Origin of the sequence: Hymenobacter sp. 102 (assembly GCF_049949205.1) — a bacterium.
Taxonomy (GTDB): Bacteria; Bacteroidota; Bacteroidia; order Cytophagales; family Hymenobacteraceae; genus Hymenobacter.
The window spans coordinates 2069487-2086943 of the sequence record NZ_CP188172.1; the positions used below are offsets into that span (position 1 = coordinate 2069487).

15 protein-coding genes are annotated in these 17457 nt (G+C 61.4%); 3 read left to right on the forward strand and 12 right to left on the reverse strand.

Annotated elements, in window-relative coordinates; translation table 11 throughout:
* Window positions 1-192: 192 nt before the first annotated feature.
* The 12 genes from ACN19L_RS08885 to dapF form a co-directional block, all read right to left on the reverse strand.
* On the reverse strand, window positions 193-627 hold the full coding sequence (locus ACN19L_RS08885; protein WP_125427727.1) for an Hsp20/alpha crystallin family protein: 435 nt from the start codon (window positions 625-627) through the stop codon (window positions 193-195).
* 211 nt (window positions 628-838) lie between these two features.
* On the reverse strand, window positions 839-1633 hold the full coding sequence (locus ACN19L_RS08890) for a hypothetical protein (protein WP_426493158.1): 795 nt from the start codon (window positions 1631-1633) through the stop codon (window positions 839-841).
* Between the two features lie 45 nt (window positions 1634-1678).
* The gene (locus tag ACN19L_RS08895) at window positions 1679-2875 is read right to left on the reverse strand and encodes a M20 metallopeptidase family protein (RefSeq protein WP_426493159.1); all 1197 of its coding nucleotides are present in this window, start codon (window positions 2873-2875) and stop codon (window positions 1679-1681) included.
* A 97-nt stretch (window positions 2876-2972) separates the two neighbouring features.
* A complete protein-coding gene (locus ACN19L_RS08900) occupies window positions 2973-3359 on the reverse strand; it encodes a hypothetical protein (RefSeq protein WP_426493160.1) in 387 nt (128 codons plus the stop codon).
* A gap of 44 nt (window positions 3360-3403) precedes the next feature.
* Window positions 3404-3964, reverse strand: coding sequence for a sporulation protein (locus ACN19L_RS08905; protein ID WP_426493161.1), 561 nt, complete (start codon window positions 3962-3964; stop codon window positions 3404-3406).
* On the reverse strand, window positions 3945-4658 hold the full coding sequence (deoC, locus tag ACN19L_RS08910) for a deoxyribose-phosphate aldolase (protein ID WP_426493162.1): 714 nt from the start codon (window positions 4656-4658) through the stop codon (window positions 3945-3947). Before deoC ends, ACN19L_RS08905 begins: the two co-directional genes overlap by 20 nt.
* Before the next feature lie 171 nt (window positions 4659-4829).
* Window positions 4830-8231: a preprotein translocase subunit SecA gene (gene secA, locus ACN19L_RS08915; protein ID WP_426493163.1), complete on the reverse strand. Its 3402-nt coding sequence runs from the start codon at window positions 8229-8231 to the stop codon at window positions 4830-4832.
* 351 nt (window positions 8232-8582) lie between these two features.
* Window positions 8583-9761 carry a UDP-galactopyranose mutase gene (gene glf, locus ACN19L_RS08920; RefSeq protein WP_426493164.1) on the reverse strand — a complete coding sequence of 393 codons (1179 nt, stop codon included), beginning with the start codon at window positions 9759-9761 and terminating at the stop codon, window positions 8583-8585.
* A gap of 80 nt (window positions 9762-9841) precedes the next feature.
* On the reverse strand, window positions 9842-11083 hold the full coding sequence (locus ACN19L_RS08925) for a glycosyltransferase family 1 protein (protein WP_426493165.1): 1242 nt from the start codon (window positions 11081-11083) through the stop codon (window positions 9842-9844).
* 214 nt (window positions 11084-11297) lie between these two features.
* Window positions 11298-11816, reverse strand: a complete 519-nt coding sequence (locus ACN19L_RS08930; RefSeq protein ID WP_426493166.1) for a GNAT family N-acetyltransferase — start codon at window positions 11814-11816, stop codon at window positions 11298-11300.
* 125 nt (window positions 11817-11941) lie between these two features.
* Window positions 11942-12949: an ABC transporter ATP-binding protein gene (locus tag ACN19L_RS08935; protein WP_426493167.1), complete on the reverse strand. Its 1008-nt coding sequence runs from the start codon at window positions 12947-12949 to the stop codon at window positions 11942-11944.
* A gap of 131 nt (window positions 12950-13080) precedes the next feature.
* Window positions 13081-13881, reverse strand: a complete 801-nt coding sequence (dapF, locus tag ACN19L_RS08940) for a diaminopimelate epimerase (protein ID WP_125417696.1) — start codon at window positions 13879-13881, stop codon at window positions 13081-13083.
* Between the two features lie 272 nt (window positions 13882-14153).
* On the opposite strand from dapF, the gene ACN19L_RS08945 reads away from it, so the two are divergent.
* From ACN19L_RS08945 to ACN19L_RS08955, 3 genes are all read left to right on the forward strand, one after another.
* A complete protein-coding gene (locus ACN19L_RS08945; RefSeq protein ID WP_426493572.1) occupies window positions 14154-15038 on the forward strand; it encodes a class I SAM-dependent methyltransferase in 885 nt (294 codons plus the stop codon).
* Between the two features lie 137 nt (window positions 15039-15175).
* Window positions 15176-16129, forward strand: coding sequence for a phosphatase (locus ACN19L_RS08950; RefSeq protein WP_426493168.1), 954 nt, complete (start codon window positions 15176-15178; stop codon window positions 16127-16129).
* 133 nt (window positions 16130-16262) lie between these two features.
* Window positions 16263-17342: an Ldh family oxidoreductase gene (locus tag ACN19L_RS08955; protein ID WP_426493169.1), complete on the forward strand. Its 1080-nt coding sequence runs from the start codon at window positions 16263-16265 to the stop codon at window positions 17340-17342.
* Window positions 17343-17457 lie beyond the last annotated feature (115 nt).

The following is a 17457-nucleotide window of genomic DNA, read 5'->3' on the forward strand; positions in this document are numbered from 1 at the left end:
CAACCACCCAGTTGGGTCGACAGCATTGCTTTTCTACTCTCCTAACGCCAGATACCAGCTGATTGGTGTCCGGTTGCATGGGTGTTGAAGGAGGAAAAGCACCCGTTGGTAGATTATTCGCTAAGGTCCTCAGTTGCTGCACGGGCAGTAAACAAAAAAGGCACCGTTTCGGGTGCCCCTTTTGCAGAATTACTAGCGCACCTCTATCTGATGCTTGGTTACCTTCTTACTATCGAAGGGCAGTTGCAGGCGCAGGATGCCGTTGGTCAGCTCGGCCTCAATGGCCGTTACCTCCACCGTATCGGGCAGGCGGAAGCTGCGGGAGAAGCTGCCGTAACCCGACTCTACGCGGCGGAATTTCGGGGTCTGCTCATCCGTGCTTTCCGGAGCTTTGCGCTCCCCGCTGATGGTAAGCTGGCTGTCCTGGAAGTCAATTTTCACGTCTTCCTTCGCCACCCCTGGGAGCAGCAAGTGCAGTTCGAACCCAGCGGGGCCTTCCAGCACGTCGGCCTGAGGAACAAAGGTTTTTACCGGCTCATTGAGGGCAGGCAGCGTGTCGCGCAGCATTTCACTGAGAACCGAATTGAAAGCGCGGGCGGGGCGGTTGTTATACAGCAGAGTTGCCATGGTAGTATGGAGTTTAAAGTTAAAGAGGAGTGTCCGCCGCTACTGCGCGGACAACCCTATCCCTATAAATCCTATACCAATCGACTTTTAATGACATTATGTCTTTATATTTTTATAACAGAGCCCTCATTTGTCATTATATCACGCAAAAAAGCCTTAAACAAGCCGCAAACAGAGAAACAATAGGCAGGCACAACCAGACATTATGACATTAGTATTGCGTCGGCAGCTGGCGGCGGCTGGTATCCGTAGCGCGCTGACCCAGCGTGACGCGCATATCGAGGCCGAGTACCGGCTGCACAATCCGGCCATTGCCGCCGGGGATTTTCACGCTGCCATCGGGGTTGAACTGGGGCTGCCCGATGAAGTAGCTGTTCTGCCAAGCTACCCAGGGCGTGAAATCAAAGCGGGGCGAGAGACGCACGCTTACTTCCCCGCGCAGCTCCGAGAAATCCAGGAAGGGCTCCTTGGCCTCATAGTCCTCGCGCTGGAAACGCAGGTAAGCCACGGGTTCCACAGCTATGCGCGGGCGTAGGGCCAGCCCACTGCTGCCCAGCGGAAAAATCCGGTCCACATCTAGGCGCAAGCCGGCTAAAGCGCGTTCCTCCGGGCCGCTGAGTGGAATTCGATAGCGCAGACCCAGCCGCTGCCGAAAATTAACGCTACCGAAGGCGTTCCAGTGACGGACGAATAGCTCTGGCTCCAGCTGCTCATACTCCAGACTACTCGCAAACAACCGTCCACCCCCACTCCAGCTAGTATTCCAGAGATGCTCGTAGCCAATCCTGAATTCTCCTCCCAGGAAGGTACTCCCCACCGAAGTATTCGAATAAATATTCGGAATCAGATTGAAGGCCGCGAATACGTAGTCATCTCCTTTCAAGGAATATTCAGCCTGAACCTGCGGTAACACCATCAGGTCACTTACGAAGCGACGCTGCGCCAGCGCGGATGAAGCACCGAACAGAGAGGCACTTGCCAGCAAGCCAATTAAAAAATAACGCATTGTTTATCAGTATGATTAAAATTTACAAAGCGAGGCCAAGGCAAATTACTCCGCCAGCTCCCGCAGTGCCAGCCAGGCCATCAGCCCGGGGCCGGTTTCCAGGGCCTGAGCGTCGATATCGAAGGTGGGCGTATGCACGGAGGACGTGAAGCGGCCACTGCCATCGGCGGCGGCGGTGCCCAGACGGTAGAAGCAGGCGCTGGCGGCCTGGCTGAAATAGGCGAAGTCCTCGGCGGCCATCCACTGGTCCAACTCCACCACGTTTTCGCGGCCCAGGTACTCCACGGCGGCCTGCTCGGTGCGGGCGGTGAGGGCAGGCTCGTTTTCCAGGTAGGGGTAGCCGCGGCGGATTTCCAGCTCACAGGTGGCACCCATGCTCTCGGCCAGCCCTTCGCAGAGGCGGCGCAGGTGCTCATGGGCCTCGTTGCGCCACTCCTCGTTCAGGGTGCGGAACGTGCCTTCCAGGTACACCTCATTCGGGATGACGTTGGTGGCTCCCTGGGCAATGACTTTCCCAAACGACAGCACCGAGGGCAGTTTGGGGTTGGCGCGGCGGCTTACAATCTGCTGAGCGGCCACAATGATATGGGCGGCCACCAGCACGGGGTCGATGTTCTGTTCGGGCATGGCTCCGTGGCCCCCTTTGCCGCGCACGGTCAGGTACAGCTCGTCGGTGCTGGCCATGTAGCGGCCGGCGCGCAGGCCCACTTTGCCGGCCGGCAGGCGCGGAAACACGTGCTGACCCAGTACGCTGGCTGGCTTGGGGTTTTCCAGCACGCCTTCCTTGATCATCAACGAAGCGCCGCCGGGCAGCAGCTCCTCGCCGGGCTGAAACATGAGCTTCACGGTGCCATCAAACTCGTCTTTCAGCGCCACCAGAATACGGGCCACGCCCAGCAGGGAAGCCGTGTGCACATCGTGGCCGCAGGCGTGCATCACGCCGGGGTTGGTTGATTTGTAGGGCACCTCATTCTGCTCTGTAATGGGTAGCGCGTCCATATCGGCGCGCAGGGCTACGGTGCGCTTGCCCGGGTTGCGGCCTTCTACCAGAGCCACCACCCCGGTACCGGCAATGGGCTGCGGCTCCAGGCCCAGCTTGCGCAGCTGCTCCGTGACGAAGGCCACTGTGTTGTGCTCCTGGAACGACAGCTCCGGGTGGGCGTGCAGGTGCTGACGCAGGGCTACGGTATCGGCGGCGGCCTTGGCGGCCAGCGTTTTGATGCGGGGTATCAGATGAAGCATAAGGCAAGGCTGCAGCTGCAGAACAAGTAAAAACGTAAACGACTACGCCGCACCGACTGGTACAAAAGCTCCCACCGGGCAGCCGGGTCGGCAGCAATTATTCGAACAGGACGCTGGGGTACGGGCGCACCGCCAGGAGCATGGGCCGGCCGAAGGTATTGGGATTAAACGCGGCCTCATCCTGCTCCAAAGAAAAGGATATACGGCTCACCAGCACGCAATCCGGAAACTCCAGATACTGGCCGCGCTTGTCGTTGTTGTAGCGGATACGGCCGCGCACAGCCACCGTAAAATCCAGCAGAATGGCCCGGGTGGCCTGGTGCACCAGCGTGACATCCACCACGCCGGCATGGGGCCAGAGCGTTACCAGCAGCTTCAGGCCGGCCTCGGTTACCTCAAACTGCAGGCCGCCGTTGTCGTTTTCAGTGGGAACCACTTCCAGCCCCTGTAACAGGTCCAGCTCATCCCACTGCAATTGGCGCATACTTGCCATACCGAAGGTGTATCGGCCCCACGCGGCCCAGCTGACTAATAGGCGGTCTTGTTGATGATAACCTGGGCCGATTCCAGCTCAGCTTTGGGTGCCAGCGGCCGGATGCGCAGCAGCGCCTGCTCCGCCTCCAGCCGGGTCAGGTAGTCACCAATCCAGAGGCGAAAAATAGGCTGCTTGAAGGTGAGGTAGTCGGTTTCCTCGGGGTAGCGGCTGATAACTGAGCGGCGGATAGCCATGGCCTGCTCCTTCTCCAACCCCACGTAGGCCAGAATGCGGAAGCCTTGAGCATACTTCACCTGCTGGTTAGTGTAGGCCTGGTCACGCAGGCGCTGCTCTACCTGAGCATTTACCTGGTTGGTAGGCGTTACGGGGCGAGCGGGTGCCGCCGAAACCGTGGCAGATACCTTGGGAGCAGCAAATACCGGCCGGTAGCGGCTCAGGTCCTCGGCAGCGGGCGTGGTGGCTGGTACCGTAGTGGCTTTGCGCGTGGTATCAGGCGCAGTGGAGGCAGCCGGAGCAGCTGGCCCCGAACCGGCGCAGGCACCAAGTGAAAATAGGGCAGACAGCAGCAGCACGTTACGTAGCAGATGTTTCATGGGAAGATTCGGCCACTAAAGCCAGACTATTGGAGGAACCAATCCGGTCGGCACCGGCCTGCACCAGCGCCAGGGCAAACGCCCGCTCCCGGATACCGCCCGAGGCTTTGATACGAATATGCGCGGGCAACGACCGGCGCATCAGCGCAATATCGGCCACCGAGGCCCCGCGGCTGGCAAAGCCGGTAGAAGTCTTTACGAAGTCGGCCCCGGCTTCTTCGCACAGGCGGCAGGCTGTTACAATTTCCTGCTCTGTCAGCAGGGCCGTTTCAATGATGACTTTGAGCAAGGCCCCGCGCAGGTGGCACAGTTCGGTGAGCTGCCCGATTTCCTCCTCCACTTCTTCCAGCCGACCGGCCTTCAGCGCCCCCACGTTTATCACCATGTCCAGCTCGGTAGCGCCTTCGGCCAGCGCCTGGTGCGCCTCGAAGAACTTCACTTTAGCCAGGGAGTAGCCCAGCGGAAAGCCGATAACCGTACACACCGGTACGCCGGAGCCGTGCAGCTCCTCGGCCGCCAGCCGCACGTAGCAGGGCGGCACGCACACGCTGGCAAAACGGTAGTGGGCAGCTTCGGCGCAAAGCCGGGCAATCTGCTCCGGCGTGGCATCCGGCTTCAGCAGCGTGTGGTCGATGTAGGGGGCGAGGTTCACGAGGGCAAAGGTACGAGTAGCGCGCAGCTCTGCTTCGCGCACGAGCAAAGCGAGTAACAGGCATATGGTTCACACGCGCAGAAACTCGCTTCGCTTGTGTGCGAAGCAGGGCTACACGCTACAAAAAACCGCCCCGGCGTTGCGACCGGGGCGGTTTTAAATCGTCCACGAAATCCGTGGAAATCCGAAAATGAATCCGAAAAATCCGTGAGCCTAGTCGATGAGCACGGCCCGGTCGTTGAGCAGGTCGTCTTCCACTGATTTGAACTTCACGTCGCGCACGATGCGGCCGTCCATGTACTGCACGCTTACCTTCTCGTTGCGGTTGGCAATCTTCTGCGACTTGGCGGGCGACTGTTTTTCCAGCACTTGGGCACCGTCCTGCTCCAGGTCCTCGGGGCCGGCCCCAAGCGAAACCGACGAAACCTCTTTCTCCGCTTTCAGCTTGGGCTGGGGCGGGGCTACGGGCAGTTCATCTTCGGTAAAGTATTCCGGCTCGTCGTAGCCATCCTGGCCGGGCTGCATAGGCACATCGGCGCGGAACAGGAACTGGATGGTGTCCTCGTTCACCTTGCTGATCATCTGCTTGAACAGCTCGAACGACTCGAACTTGTACACCAGCAGTGGGTCTTTCTGCTCGTACACGGCATTCTGCACCACCTGTTTCAGGTCGTCCATGGCGCGCAGGTGCTTGGTCCAGGCCTCGTCGATAACCGACAGCACCACGACCTTTTCCATGCCCCGGATGATTTCCTGACCCTGCGTGGCCTGCGCCCGGCGCAGGTTAGCTACGGCCTGAATCTGCTTGCGGCCGTCGGTGAAGGGAATGGCAATGTTCTCGTAGGGTGCGTTCTGGCTCAGCAGGTCGTTGATCAGCGGCATGGAGTTATTGCCGATGAACTCGTTTTTGCTGTGGTAGTAGCCCAGCGCCTCGTCGTAGAGCTTCTGGGTAAGCGGGCCGGCCGACATGCCGCCCAGGTCCTGGGCCGTCAGGTGGGTATCGTAACCAAACACCCGAATGATGGCCAGCTTGAAGTCCTCGAAGTCGTTGTTGCCTTTGTGGCCCACCACGATGTCCTCGCAGACATCGTAGATCATATTCCAGATGTCCAGCTCCAGCCGCTCCCCGTGCAGCGCGTTGCGGCGGCGCTTGTACACCACTTCGCGCTGGGCGTTCATTACGTCGTCGTACTCCAGCAGGCGCTTGCGGATACCGAAGTTGTTTTCCTCCACTTTCTTCTGCGCCCGCTCAATGGAGCTGGTAATCATGGAGTGCTGAATCACCTCGCCTTCCTCCAGACCCATGCGGTCCATGAGCTTGGCAATGCGGTCGGAGCCGAACAAACGCATCAGGTTGTCTTCCAGCGAAACGAAGAACTGTGAGGAGCCCGGGTCGCCCTGGCGGCCGGCGCGGCCCCGCAGCTGGCGGTCCACGCGGCGCGACTCGTGCCGCTCGGTGCCGATGATGGCCAGCCCGCCCGCTTCCTTGGAGGTTTCCTTCAGCTTGATGTCGGTACCCCGGCCGGCCATGTTGGTGGCAATGGTCACGGTGCCGGGGTAGCCGGCGGCGGCCACAATTTCGGCTTCGCGCTGGTTCTGCTTGGCGTTGAGTACCTGGTGCGGGATGTTGCGCAGCTTGAGCATGCGGCTCACCAGCTCCGAAATTTCCACGCTGGTCGTACCCACCAGCACCGGACGGCCGGCTTTCACCAGCGTCTGGATTTCCTCGGCTACGGCGTTGTACTTCTCGCGAACCGTCTTGTACACCTTGTCGTGCTCGTCCTTGCGCTGGATGCCGCGGTTGGTGGGAATTACTACCACGTCGAGCTTGTAGATTTCCCAGAACTCGCCGGCCTCGGTTTCGGCCGTACCCGTCATGCCGCCCAGCTTGTGGTACATGCGGAAGTAGTTCTGCAGCGTCACGGTGGCGTAGGTCTGGGTGGCGTCTTCCACGCGCACGTTTTCCTTGGCCTCAATGGCTTGGTGCAGACCGTCGGAGTAGCGGCGGCCTTCCATTACGCGGCCGGTTTGCTCGTCCACAATCTTCACCTTGCCGTCGTCGGTGAGGATGTACTGGTCATCCTTCTCGAACAGCGTATAGGCTTTCAGCAGCTGGTTGATGGTGTGGATGCGCTCCGACTTCACCTGGAAGTCGTCCATCACCTTTTCCTTCCGGTGCAGCTTGTCTTCGCCGCTCAGGCTCTGGTCTTTCTCGATGCTGGCCAGCTCCGAGCCGATATCGGGCATGATGAAGAAGCTGTGGTCTTCGCCCTCGCCGGTAATCAGGTCAACGCCCTTTTCGGTCAGCTCAATCTGGTTGTTTTTCTCGTCGATGGTGAAGAACAGCGGCTCATCGGCCTTGGGCATCTGGCGCTGGTTGTCCTGCAGGTAGTAGTTCTCCGTTTTCTGGAGCACGGCCCGCATACCAGTTTCCGAGAGAAACTTGATGAGGGGCTTGCTCTTGGGCAGGCCGCGGTGGGCGCGGAACAGCATCAGGCCGCCTTCGCCCTCCTTGGGGCCGTCGTTGCCTTCCTTGATGAGCTTGCGGGCCTCTACCAGGTAGTTCTGCACCTGCTTTTTCTGGGCCTCCACCAGCTTCTGAATGCGGGGCTTGAGCTGGTAGAACTCGTGCACATCACCGCGGGGCACGGGGCCAGAGATGATGAGCGGGGTCCGGGCATCGTCAATCAGCACGGAGTCCACTTCGTCCACCATGGCGTAGTGGTGGCGGCGCTGCACCAGCTCCTCGGGGTCGCGGGCCATGTTGTCGCGCAGGTAATCGAAGCCGAACTCGTTGTTGGTGCCGTAGGTAATGTCGGCCAGGTAGGCTTTGCGGCGGGCGTCGGTGTTGGGCTGGTGCTTGTCGATGCAGTCCACGGTAATGCCGTGAAACTCGAACAGCGGCGCATTCCACTCCGAGTCGCGCTTGGCCAGGTAGTCGTTCACCGTAACCAGGTGCACGCCACGCTTGGCCAGGGAGTTCAGGAAGGCCGGCAAGGTCGACACGAGGGTTTTACCCTCACCGGTAGCCATTTCCGAAATCTTGCCCTGGTGCAGCACCACGCCGCCAATGATCTGCACGTCGTAGTGAATCATGTCCCAGGTTACCTCGGCACCAGCGGCCAGCCACTTATTGCTCCAGATGGCCAGGTCGCCCTCGATGCGCACGTTGGGCTTGCGGCTGGCGTATTCCCGGTCGTAATCGGTGGCGGTAACTACCAGCTGGCCGTTCTGGGTGTAGCGGCGGGCGGTTTCCTTGCAGATGGCAAAGCCTACCGGTAGCACTTCCATCAGTACCACTTCCAGCTCCTTGTTGCGCTGCTTTTCCAGCACGTCAATCTGGTCGAACAGCTGCTCTTTTTGCACAGCATCCAGCGAAGCATCCTCGTTCACACGGGCGTGCAGGCTGGCAATCTGGTCGTCGATGGCTTTCAGGTGAGCGTTGATGCGGGCCCGTACTTCATCCGTGCGGGCGCGCAGCTCGTCGTCGCTGAGTTGTGCCAGTTTGGCATATTCGGCGTTTACAAGCGCCACATACGGTACAATCTCCTTTAAGTCCCGGTCCGATTTGGAGCCGAAAATCTTGGCGACGGTTTTCCCTAGAAAATCAAACATGCTGGTTTTACCTTAATTGAAACGCCGGGGCGCAACTCAAATTTACGGCGTTTTTCGGGAAAGTCCCGGCTAGTTTGCCGTAAACACGTCGCCCTGGCCCCCAAAACGACAAACCCCGCACCTCAAAGAGTGTGCGGGGTTTGCGGTTTCGGATTTCTTGTCAGATTGAGCGTTGTTCTTGCCAGGACGCAGGACGAAGCAATCCGTCCTTCACGCAGGACTGAGCCCAGACAAACGAAAAAGCCCCTGACGCCTGATTTCAGCGTTAGAGGCTTTTCAGAAAATCAATGCTCTTCGCGACGAAAAGGGAGAACTGCTTCGTCCTGCATCCTCGCAAGGACTATTTCTCCGCTACTCCTTGGCCGGGTCGCGGGGAACCAGCTTTTCCATAATGGACGTGGAGCCTACAATGGCAGGCAGCTTAGGTTTCAGGCTTTCCTCCTTCTCCGTGAGCTTTTTGTAGAGTGTGAGAGCCTGGGCCACCACCTGGTCCATATTATAGTACTTGTAAGTAGCCAGACGGCCTACAAAGTGCACGTTGGGAGTTTCGTCGGCCAGCTTTTTGTACTTGTTGTACAGCTCAGCATTTTCCAGGCGCGGCACGGGGTAGTACGGGTCGCCCTCAGCCTTGGGGTACTCGTACACCAGCGCCGTTTTGGGGTGTTTCTGACCGGTGAGGGCCTTAAACTCGGTAATGCGGGTGTAGAGGTTGTCGTTGGGGAAGTTCACTACCGGCGCGGCCAGGTGCTGCTCCACGTTCAGGGTTTCATGCTTGAACTCCAGGGAGCGGTAGGGCAGCTTACCGTACTTAAAGTCGAAGTACTCGTCCACGGGGCCCGTGAAAATCATTTCCTTGAAGGGAATGAAGTCGATGATGTCGTGGTAGTCGGTATTGAGCATCACCTTGATGTTGGGGTGGTCCAGCAGACGCTCAAACATGCGGGTGTAGCCGTGCAGGGGCATGGCCTGGTACGTGTCGGTGAAATACCGGTCGTCGCGGTTGGTGCGGGTAGGCACGCGGCTCGTTACCGATTTGTCCAGTTCGGAGGGGTCGAGGCCCCACTGCTTGCGGGTGTAGTTCTTGAAGAACTTCTCGTAGAGCTGGCGGCCTACTTTGCTCACCACCACGTCTTCCGAGGTCCGGATGACGGGTACTTCTTCGGCCTGTGACTCAAAGAACTGCTCCACCTCAAAGCTGTTTAGCGAGAGGCCGTAGAGCTTGTTGATAGTGTCGAGGTTAATAGGCATGGGTACCAGTTGTCCATCCACGGAGGCCAGCACGCGGTGCTCATACGGGCGCCACTCGGTGAAATTGGAGAGGTACTCAAAAACGTCTTTGGAATTGGTATGGAAGATATGCGGGCCGTATTTGTGGACCAGAATACCCTCTTCGTTGTAATGGTCGTAAGCGTTGCCGGCAATGTGGCTGCGCTTATCTACAATGAGTACTTTCTTGTTGGAACGCGTGGCCAGCCGCTCGGCCAGCACACTACCGGCGAAACCGGCCCCTACGATGAGATAATCGAACATAGCTAGCGATGTTTGGGAAGGATGAAAGAATGGGGGAAATCGGGGCGGGAGGCGGATAACTCAGCGCGGATGAGCAGGCACTAACGGGTAGCAGCCATAGCAGCCGTAACGGCTGGGGTCAGTTTGCGGGTCATGAGAGCTACCATCTGGTCCCAGGTCTGGTCCCAGCTGATGGTGGCGAGGTAGTCGTCGGTGCGTTGACGCCAGTCGGCGTCCTGGGTCTGGGTCAGAGCCTTTTCGATGGCCTGCCCGAACTCGGGGGCGGTAGCGGCAATCTGTACGAGGTTCAAGTCGCCGTAGGGCCGCACCACGTCGCGGATAGGGGTGCTCACCACGGGACGGCCAGCGGCCAGGTATTCCGGAGTTTTGGTGGGCGAGATGAAGCGCGTGCTTTCGTTGTCGGCGAACAGCAGCGTGGCTACCTCCCAACCCCGCAGGTAAGCGGGTAGTTCCTGATAATCCTTGCCGCCCAAATAGTGTACGTTCTGCTGGCGGGGCAGCGTGGCGGGGTCAATCTTCACCACCGGCCCAATAATGACGAACTGCCACTCGGGGTGAGCATCGGCCAGTTGCCGCAGCAGCTCAATATCCAGACGCTCATCTACTACCCCGAAGAAGCCCACGCGCGGGTGGGCAATACCGGCCTGGTCGGCGGGCTCGGGCATTTCCTGGCGGGCCTGGCCAAAGTGGGCTTTGTCGATGCTGCTGGGGAAAGGGTGGGCATCGGGGTGCTGCTGGCGTTTGGCCTCGTAGAGCGTGTGGCCGCCAGTGAAGACCAGATCGGCTTTCTCAAACAGCTCCTGCTCCCGCTCACGCAAAGCGGGCGGCGCAAACTTGAAGGCGGCCAGCTCGTCCATGCAGTCGTACACGGTGAGGGCCGGCTTGAAGAGACGTGACTTGCCCAACGCCATGGGCGTATAGTACCAGAACACGTACTGCGTGAGGCCCTGCTCGGCGAAGTAGTGGCTGAGCACCTGAAACTGGGCCTGGTCGGCGGCGGCTTCCTGCTCGGGGCCACGCAGGCGGTTAGGCAGGTGCACCACCAGCACCTTCAGGCCGTGCTGGCGTTCCTTCACCTCCATGTGGGGCTCAATCAGGTCATCGGCGTGAAAGAAAGCCTCCTCCACGTAAAACACCCGCCCGTGCTGGGCAAAGCGCGACATCAGGTGCTGGGGCCGCTGCCACACAAAATCCCAATGCAAGTGGGCAAAGCAAACGAGGTCGGGTAAAGAATAGGGTACGGGTACAGCAGAGGCAACGGACTGAGAGGCAGATTCGGCGGAGGCGCGCACCGGCGACTCCGCAGTTGTGGACAGCGGCATAAAGGAGGACAGACGTGAAATGACAGGTCCTATCCGGTAGCAACACAGGCCCACTGCCCGAACAGGTATTACCTATACGCCCGCCTGCCTAAAAGGATATTGTTGAGTCGCACTAATTTTTTGGCCTGTTCGCGCTAACCTCATTAGTTCAATTATGCGAGAGCGGCAGCTACCTGCGTAGCTACTTGGTTTCAGCACCTACTGGTAGGCGAAATCAGGCCAGCAGCCGCTGCAGCTCCACGGCATCCTGCCAGCCCGCGGCCGTACGCAGCCACTCCCGGCGCACTCCCACTTCCCGGAACCCGGCCGCCGCAAACAGCTGCAAGCTGGCCGCGTTGTCGGCGGCTACGGTACAGTGGAGCTGGTGCAGGCGCAGCACCTGGCGGGCGTAGGGCAGCAGCAGCGCCAGCGCCGCCCGGGCGTAGCCGTGCCGCCGGTATTCGGCCAGAATGGTGATGCCCACGCCGGCGCGCTGGTGCAGGGGCTCAAATCCGAACACATCGAGCGTGCCCACGGCCGCGCCGGTGGCTTCCTCCCCTATCACCAGCCGCAGCTGCCGTACCTCGAAGAAATCAGCCGCGGCACTATCCAGATACTGCCGCAGCACGTGCCGCGACACCGGGGCCAGCGTGTCCGACACGCCCCAGACCGCCGGGTCGTTTTCCAGCGCATACAGGAACTCCAAGTCATCGGCTTCCAAAGGGCGCAGGAAAATCAGGTCGGAGCGGAGCATGAGGAAGAGAATGTGGGGGCTAATGTGCGGAATGTGGCTGGAATGTGCCAAATGTGAAAACCCATCGTGCCTCTCCTTCCTCGGCTCGGACAAAAATCCTGCCGAGGCACGGGCTGCTTTTGATGCTACTCCGCCACAAACGCCAGCGCGGCACCGGGGGCCGGGGTTACGGCTACGGCGGTGCCCACGGCGGGCGGATCGGCCGTTATGCGGACACGCAGGTGGGTACCGGCCGGCAACTCCACTTCTACTTCGTAGTAGCTCCCCAAAAACCGCACGGCCTGCACGCGGGCCGGCACGCCGGCGGCCCCGGCGGGGTGCAGCACGAGACTCTCGGGGCGCAGCAGCAGCACCGGTGCGGGCAGGCGGCTGCGCGGGGCGGCCAGCAGCGCGCGCAGGTCGGGGCCGTGGAGGCGGTTGTAGTCGCCGAACAGGGCGGCGGTGTACTCGTTCACGGGCTGGCGGTACACCTGCTCGGGCGGGCCCTGCTGCACCAGCCGGCCCTGCTGCAGCACCAGAATTTCCTCGGCCCAGGGCAGCGTATCGGTGGGGTCGTGGGAGACGAGCAGGCAGGTGATGCTGAGTTGCTCGCTTACTTCCCGCAGAATGGTTTGCAGCTGCTGCTTGTGCACCCGGTCGAGGTTGGAGAAGGGCTCATCCAGCAGCAGCAGGCGCGGCCCCGAGAGCAGCAGCCGCGCCAGCGCCACCCGCTGCTGCTCGCCGCCCGAGAGCTGGTCGGTGCGGCGGGGCAGCAGGTGCGTAATGCGGCAGACCCCGTACACGGCGGCGGCTTCGGCGGCGGGGCGCTTGTTGGCGTAGCGCAGCACCTGCTCCACCCGCAACGAGTGGGGCAGGTCGGATTTCTGCGAGAGATACACGATGCCGTCGTGGCCCGGCACCAGCACTTCCTGCGGCCCCTTCACCCGCCGCCCCGCAAACCGGATTTCGCCACCCGTGGGCTGCACCAAACCCGCAATGCACTGCAGCAGCGTGCTTTTGCCCGCCCCCGACTCGCCCGCCAGCGCCAGCCGCCGCCCGGCTGGCAGCCGGAAGCTCACGTGCTGCAGGGCCGTGGCCCCGCGCTCAGTCAGGCTCAGGTCGGTAACGGTCAGGAATTCTTCATAATCAGGCATAAAGCAAGAGAAAAAGTCGGTTGTGCCAGTAGCGCGAAACCTCTGCTTCACGTATCGTCGGACAAGGGAAGCACATGCGCTTCTTCTATTCAACGATACCCGAAGCAGAGGCTCGCGCTACTGGCACAACGCTACACGGCAACCGTGCCGCTGAAAACGTGGGTGGCGGGGCCGCTGAGGAATACGTGGGTGAACGAGCCGTCGGGCCGGGCCTCGAAGGCCACGCGCAGGTCGCCGCCGGGCGTGCGCAGGTGCACGGGGCTGCTGGCGCCCCGCTTGCTGGCGGCCAGGGCCACGGCCGTGACGCCGGTGCCGCAGCTCAGGGTTTCGTCTTCCACGCCCCGCTCGTAGGTGCGCACCTGCCAGGGCTGGTCGGGGGCCGAGGGGCTTTCCACGAAGTTCACGTTGGTACCCTTCTCGCGGAACCGCTCGTTGTAGCGAATGGCGCGGCCCTCGGCAAACACGTTCAGCTCGGCCAGGGTGCTGGCGGGCTGGAAGCGCACCAGGTGAGGCGAGCCGGTATCGAGGAACACGCCGTATTCCTCCACCTCCTGCTGGCCCAGCACGTCCTGCATACGCAGGTGCACGGTGCCGTCGGCGTCGATGCGGGCCTCGTGGGGGCCGTCGGCGGCCAGAAAGCGGGTGCTGGTTTCGATAACGCCCAGCTGGCGGGCAAAGGCCACGGTGCACCGACCGCCGTTGCCGCACATGGAGCCCACGTAGCCGTCGGCGTTGAAGTACACCATCTCGAAATCGTAGGCGGCGTGAGGCCGCAGCAGAATCAGCCCATCGGCCCCGATGCCCCGGCGCCGGTCGCAGAGGAAGCGCACCAGCTGGTGGTTGGCAATATCAAACGTCTGGCCCCGGTCGTCCAGCATCACGAAGTCGTTGCCGGTGCCCTGGTATTTGTGGAAGTGCAGCGTGGTGCTCATGGGGCAAAGGTACGAAGGGTTGTTAGGTGGTTGGGTGGTTAGGTGGTTGAACCGTCATTGCGAGGCGGAGCCGAAGCAATCTGTCCTTCACTAAGTCCGGCACTCAGACCTGTTCCCAAGCCCTTACGTTTGGGCTGGCCTAAAGGGCTTTTCAGATCTTCCGGGGTTTACGCCCTGAAAAGGATGGATTGCTTCGGCTCCGCCTCGCAATGACCCTCCACCTAACCACCCAACCACCCAACTACCCAACCACCCATTCGTACCTTTGCGGCATGTACACGTTTCTGACCACCAGCCCCTGGGCCGATTACGAGCTGATAGATGCCGGCAACTTTGAGAAGCTGGAGCGCTTCGGCAAGCATATTCTGGCCCGGCCCGAGCCCCAGGCCATCTGGGACCCGCACCTGCCCGCCTCGGAGTGGCAGCGCGCCAACGCCATTTTCACCCGCGAAAAGGGCAGCCAGGAACGGGGACAGTGGAAAATCAAGCCCGGCACGCCCGAGCAGTGGGTAATTGGCTACGAGCGGCCCGACGGGCTGAAGCTGCGGTTCCGCCTGGGCATGTCGTCGTTTAAGCACGTGGGGCTGTTTCCGGAGCAGGACCCCAACTGGCAGTTTATCTTCAACCAGACGCGCCAGCGCCGGGCCGCCACGCCGCGCGTGCTCAACCTGTTTGCCTACACCGGGGCCGCCACCCTGGCCGCCCGCGCCGCCGGCGCCGACGTAACCCACCTCGACTCAGTGAAGCAGGTGAACTTCTGGGCCCGCGACAACATGGAAGCCAGCAACCTCGACGGGGTGCGCTGGCTGGTAGAGGACGCCATGAAGTACGTGAAGCGCGAGGTAAAGCGCGGCAGCAAGTACCAGGGACTCATCCTCGACCCGCCCGCCTACGGCCGCGGCCCCAACGGCGAAAAGTGGCAGTTGGAAGACGAGCTCAACGAGATGCTCAAGCTCTGCAAAGAGCTACTCGACCCCGAGGACCACTTTTTCCTCATCAACCTCTACTCGCTGGGCTTCTCGGCCCTGATTCTGGAAAACCTGGTGCACGAAATCTTCCCCCAGGCCCGCCAGAACCGCGAAATCGGGGAAATTTACCTGCACGACCGCGCCGGCCGCAAGCTGCCCCTGGGCACGTTCTGCCGGTTCGGCAATTAAATTCAGTTGCCGGTTGTCAGTTGATAGTTATGGTCAATGAAGTCTCTGCTTTTCGGCAGGGATTGTTTAGCCAACACTGATACCTACCAACCCAACGACTGCAACTGGAAACTGGTAACTCGCAACTCGCAACTGATATGCTCCACCGTCGCCTGGCCCTGATTGATATGGGCACTAACACTTTCCATCTGCTGATTGTGGAGCTGCCCGAGCCGCGCCACGCCAAGCCCATTACGCTGCTGCGCACCAAGGTGGGCGTGCGTTTGGGCGAGGGCGGCATCAGCAAGGGTCACATTGCCCCCGAGCCCTACGCCAGGGCCCTGCACACGCTGGCCGGCTTCAAGGAGGAAATGGAACTACACCAGGTAACCGACGTGCGCGCCACCGCCACCAGCGCCATGCGCGTGACCAGCAACGGCCCCGAGCTGGTGAAGGACATCTTCGAGCAAACCGGCATCCGGGTGGAAGTTATTGCCGGCGACCGGGAGGCCGAGCTGATTTGCGCCGGGGTGCGCCGGGCCGTGCCCCTAGGCCCCGACAAGCACCTGATTATGGACATCGGTGGCGGCTCGGTGGAGTTTATCATTGCCAACGAGGATACCATTTTCTGGAAGCAGAGCTTTGAGATTGGGGCCCAGCGGCTGCTGGACCGGTTTTTCCCGGAGCCCGCCGGCGTGTTCCCGCCCGAGGCCGTAGCGGCCGAACAGGCCTACCTGCAGCAGGTGCTGGCCCCGCTGGCCGCCGCCGTGCAGGAGCACCGGCCGGTAGGGCTGGTGGGTGCGTCGGGCTCGTTTGACAGCCTGGCCGATATGCAACTGGGCCGGCTGCGCACCGAGGCCGAGCTGCCGCCGAACACCGAGCTGACGATGGACAGCTTCCGGCGCAGCTACGCGCAGCTGCTCACGCTGCCCCACGCCGAGCGGGCCGCCCTGCCCGGTATCCTGCCCATGCGCGCCGACATGCTGGTGGTGGCCTCCGTGCTCATCGACTACGTGCTCACCCTCACCGGCATTACCCACCTGCGCACCTCAGCCTACGCCCTCAAGGAAGGGCTGCTGGCCGAAATGCTGGCCGGCTCTGCTGCAGACTAACCTGTCATTCCGAGCGAAGCGGGGAATCTGGAAAACGGCTTCAGGTACTAACCCAGATTCCTCGCTTCGCTCGGAATGACAGCCTTGTTTACGCATTCCACCCGAAGGCTTCCGATACACGCCTACGCCACTCATGACTCCGACTCTCTTCTCCTACAATCAGCTATTTTCCTTCACCGAGGCCGTGTTCCGCGGTATGGGCTGCCCGGAGGCTGATGCCACGCTGGCCACCGAAACCCTGCTGTCGGCCGATTTGCGCGGGGTGGACTCGCACGGCGTGGCCCGGCTGATTGGCTACGTGCGCCTCTGGGAAGCCGGCCGCATCAACGCCACGCCCCGCATCGGGGTAACCTACGAAACGCCCAGCACCGCCGTGGTGGATGGCGACGGGGGCCTTGGGCTGGTGGTAGGTCCGCGCGCCATGCAGGTGGCTCTGGACAAAGCCCGGCAGGTGGGCACCGGCTGGGTGTCGGTGAAGAACTCCAACCACTTCGGCATTGCCGGCTACCACGCCATGCAGGCCCTGGCCCACGACATGATTGGCATTGCCATGACCAACGCCTCGCCGCTGGTGGCCCCCACCTACTCGCTGGAGCGGCTGCTGGGCACCAACCCCATTGCCGTGGCCGTGCCCGCCGGCGAGCAGCCCGATTTCGTGCTGGACATGGCTACCACTACCGCCGCCAACGGCAAACTCGAAATTGCCCAGCGCAAGAACCTGCCCATTCCGGAAGGCTGGGCCCAGGATGCCCAGGGCACGGGTTCCACCGATGCCAACGCCGTGAAGAACGGCGGGGCGCTGCTGCCGCTGGGCGGGGCCACCGGCTCGCACAAGGGCTACGGCCTGGGCGCGGTGGTTGATATCTTCTCGGCCGTGCTCAGCGGGGCCAACTACGGCCCCTGGGTGCCGCCCTTCGTGGCCTTCCTGCAGCCCTCGGCCAACCCCGTGGGCCAGGGCCTGGGCCACTTCTTCGGGGCCATGCGGGTGGATGCCTTCCGCCCCGCCGACGAGTTCAAGGCCCACATGGACAACTGGATTACCACTTTCCGTCAGGCCCAGGCCGTGGACGGCAAATCCGTGCTCATCCCCGGCGACCCGGAGCGCGAAACCTCGGCCGTGCGCCTATTGGACGGCATTCCGTTGCTCGATGCAGTCATCAACGACCTGGAAACCGTAGGCAGTAAATTTGGCGTGAGGCTATCAGCGCAGTAGTGCCCAGTTCAGCTTCGCGCACGAGCAAAGCGAGTACCTACGCAGCAGGCTTGAACCCCTGCTACTCGCCTGCGGCGGCTCGGGTGCGCATCTTCGCTACGTGCTACAAACAAAC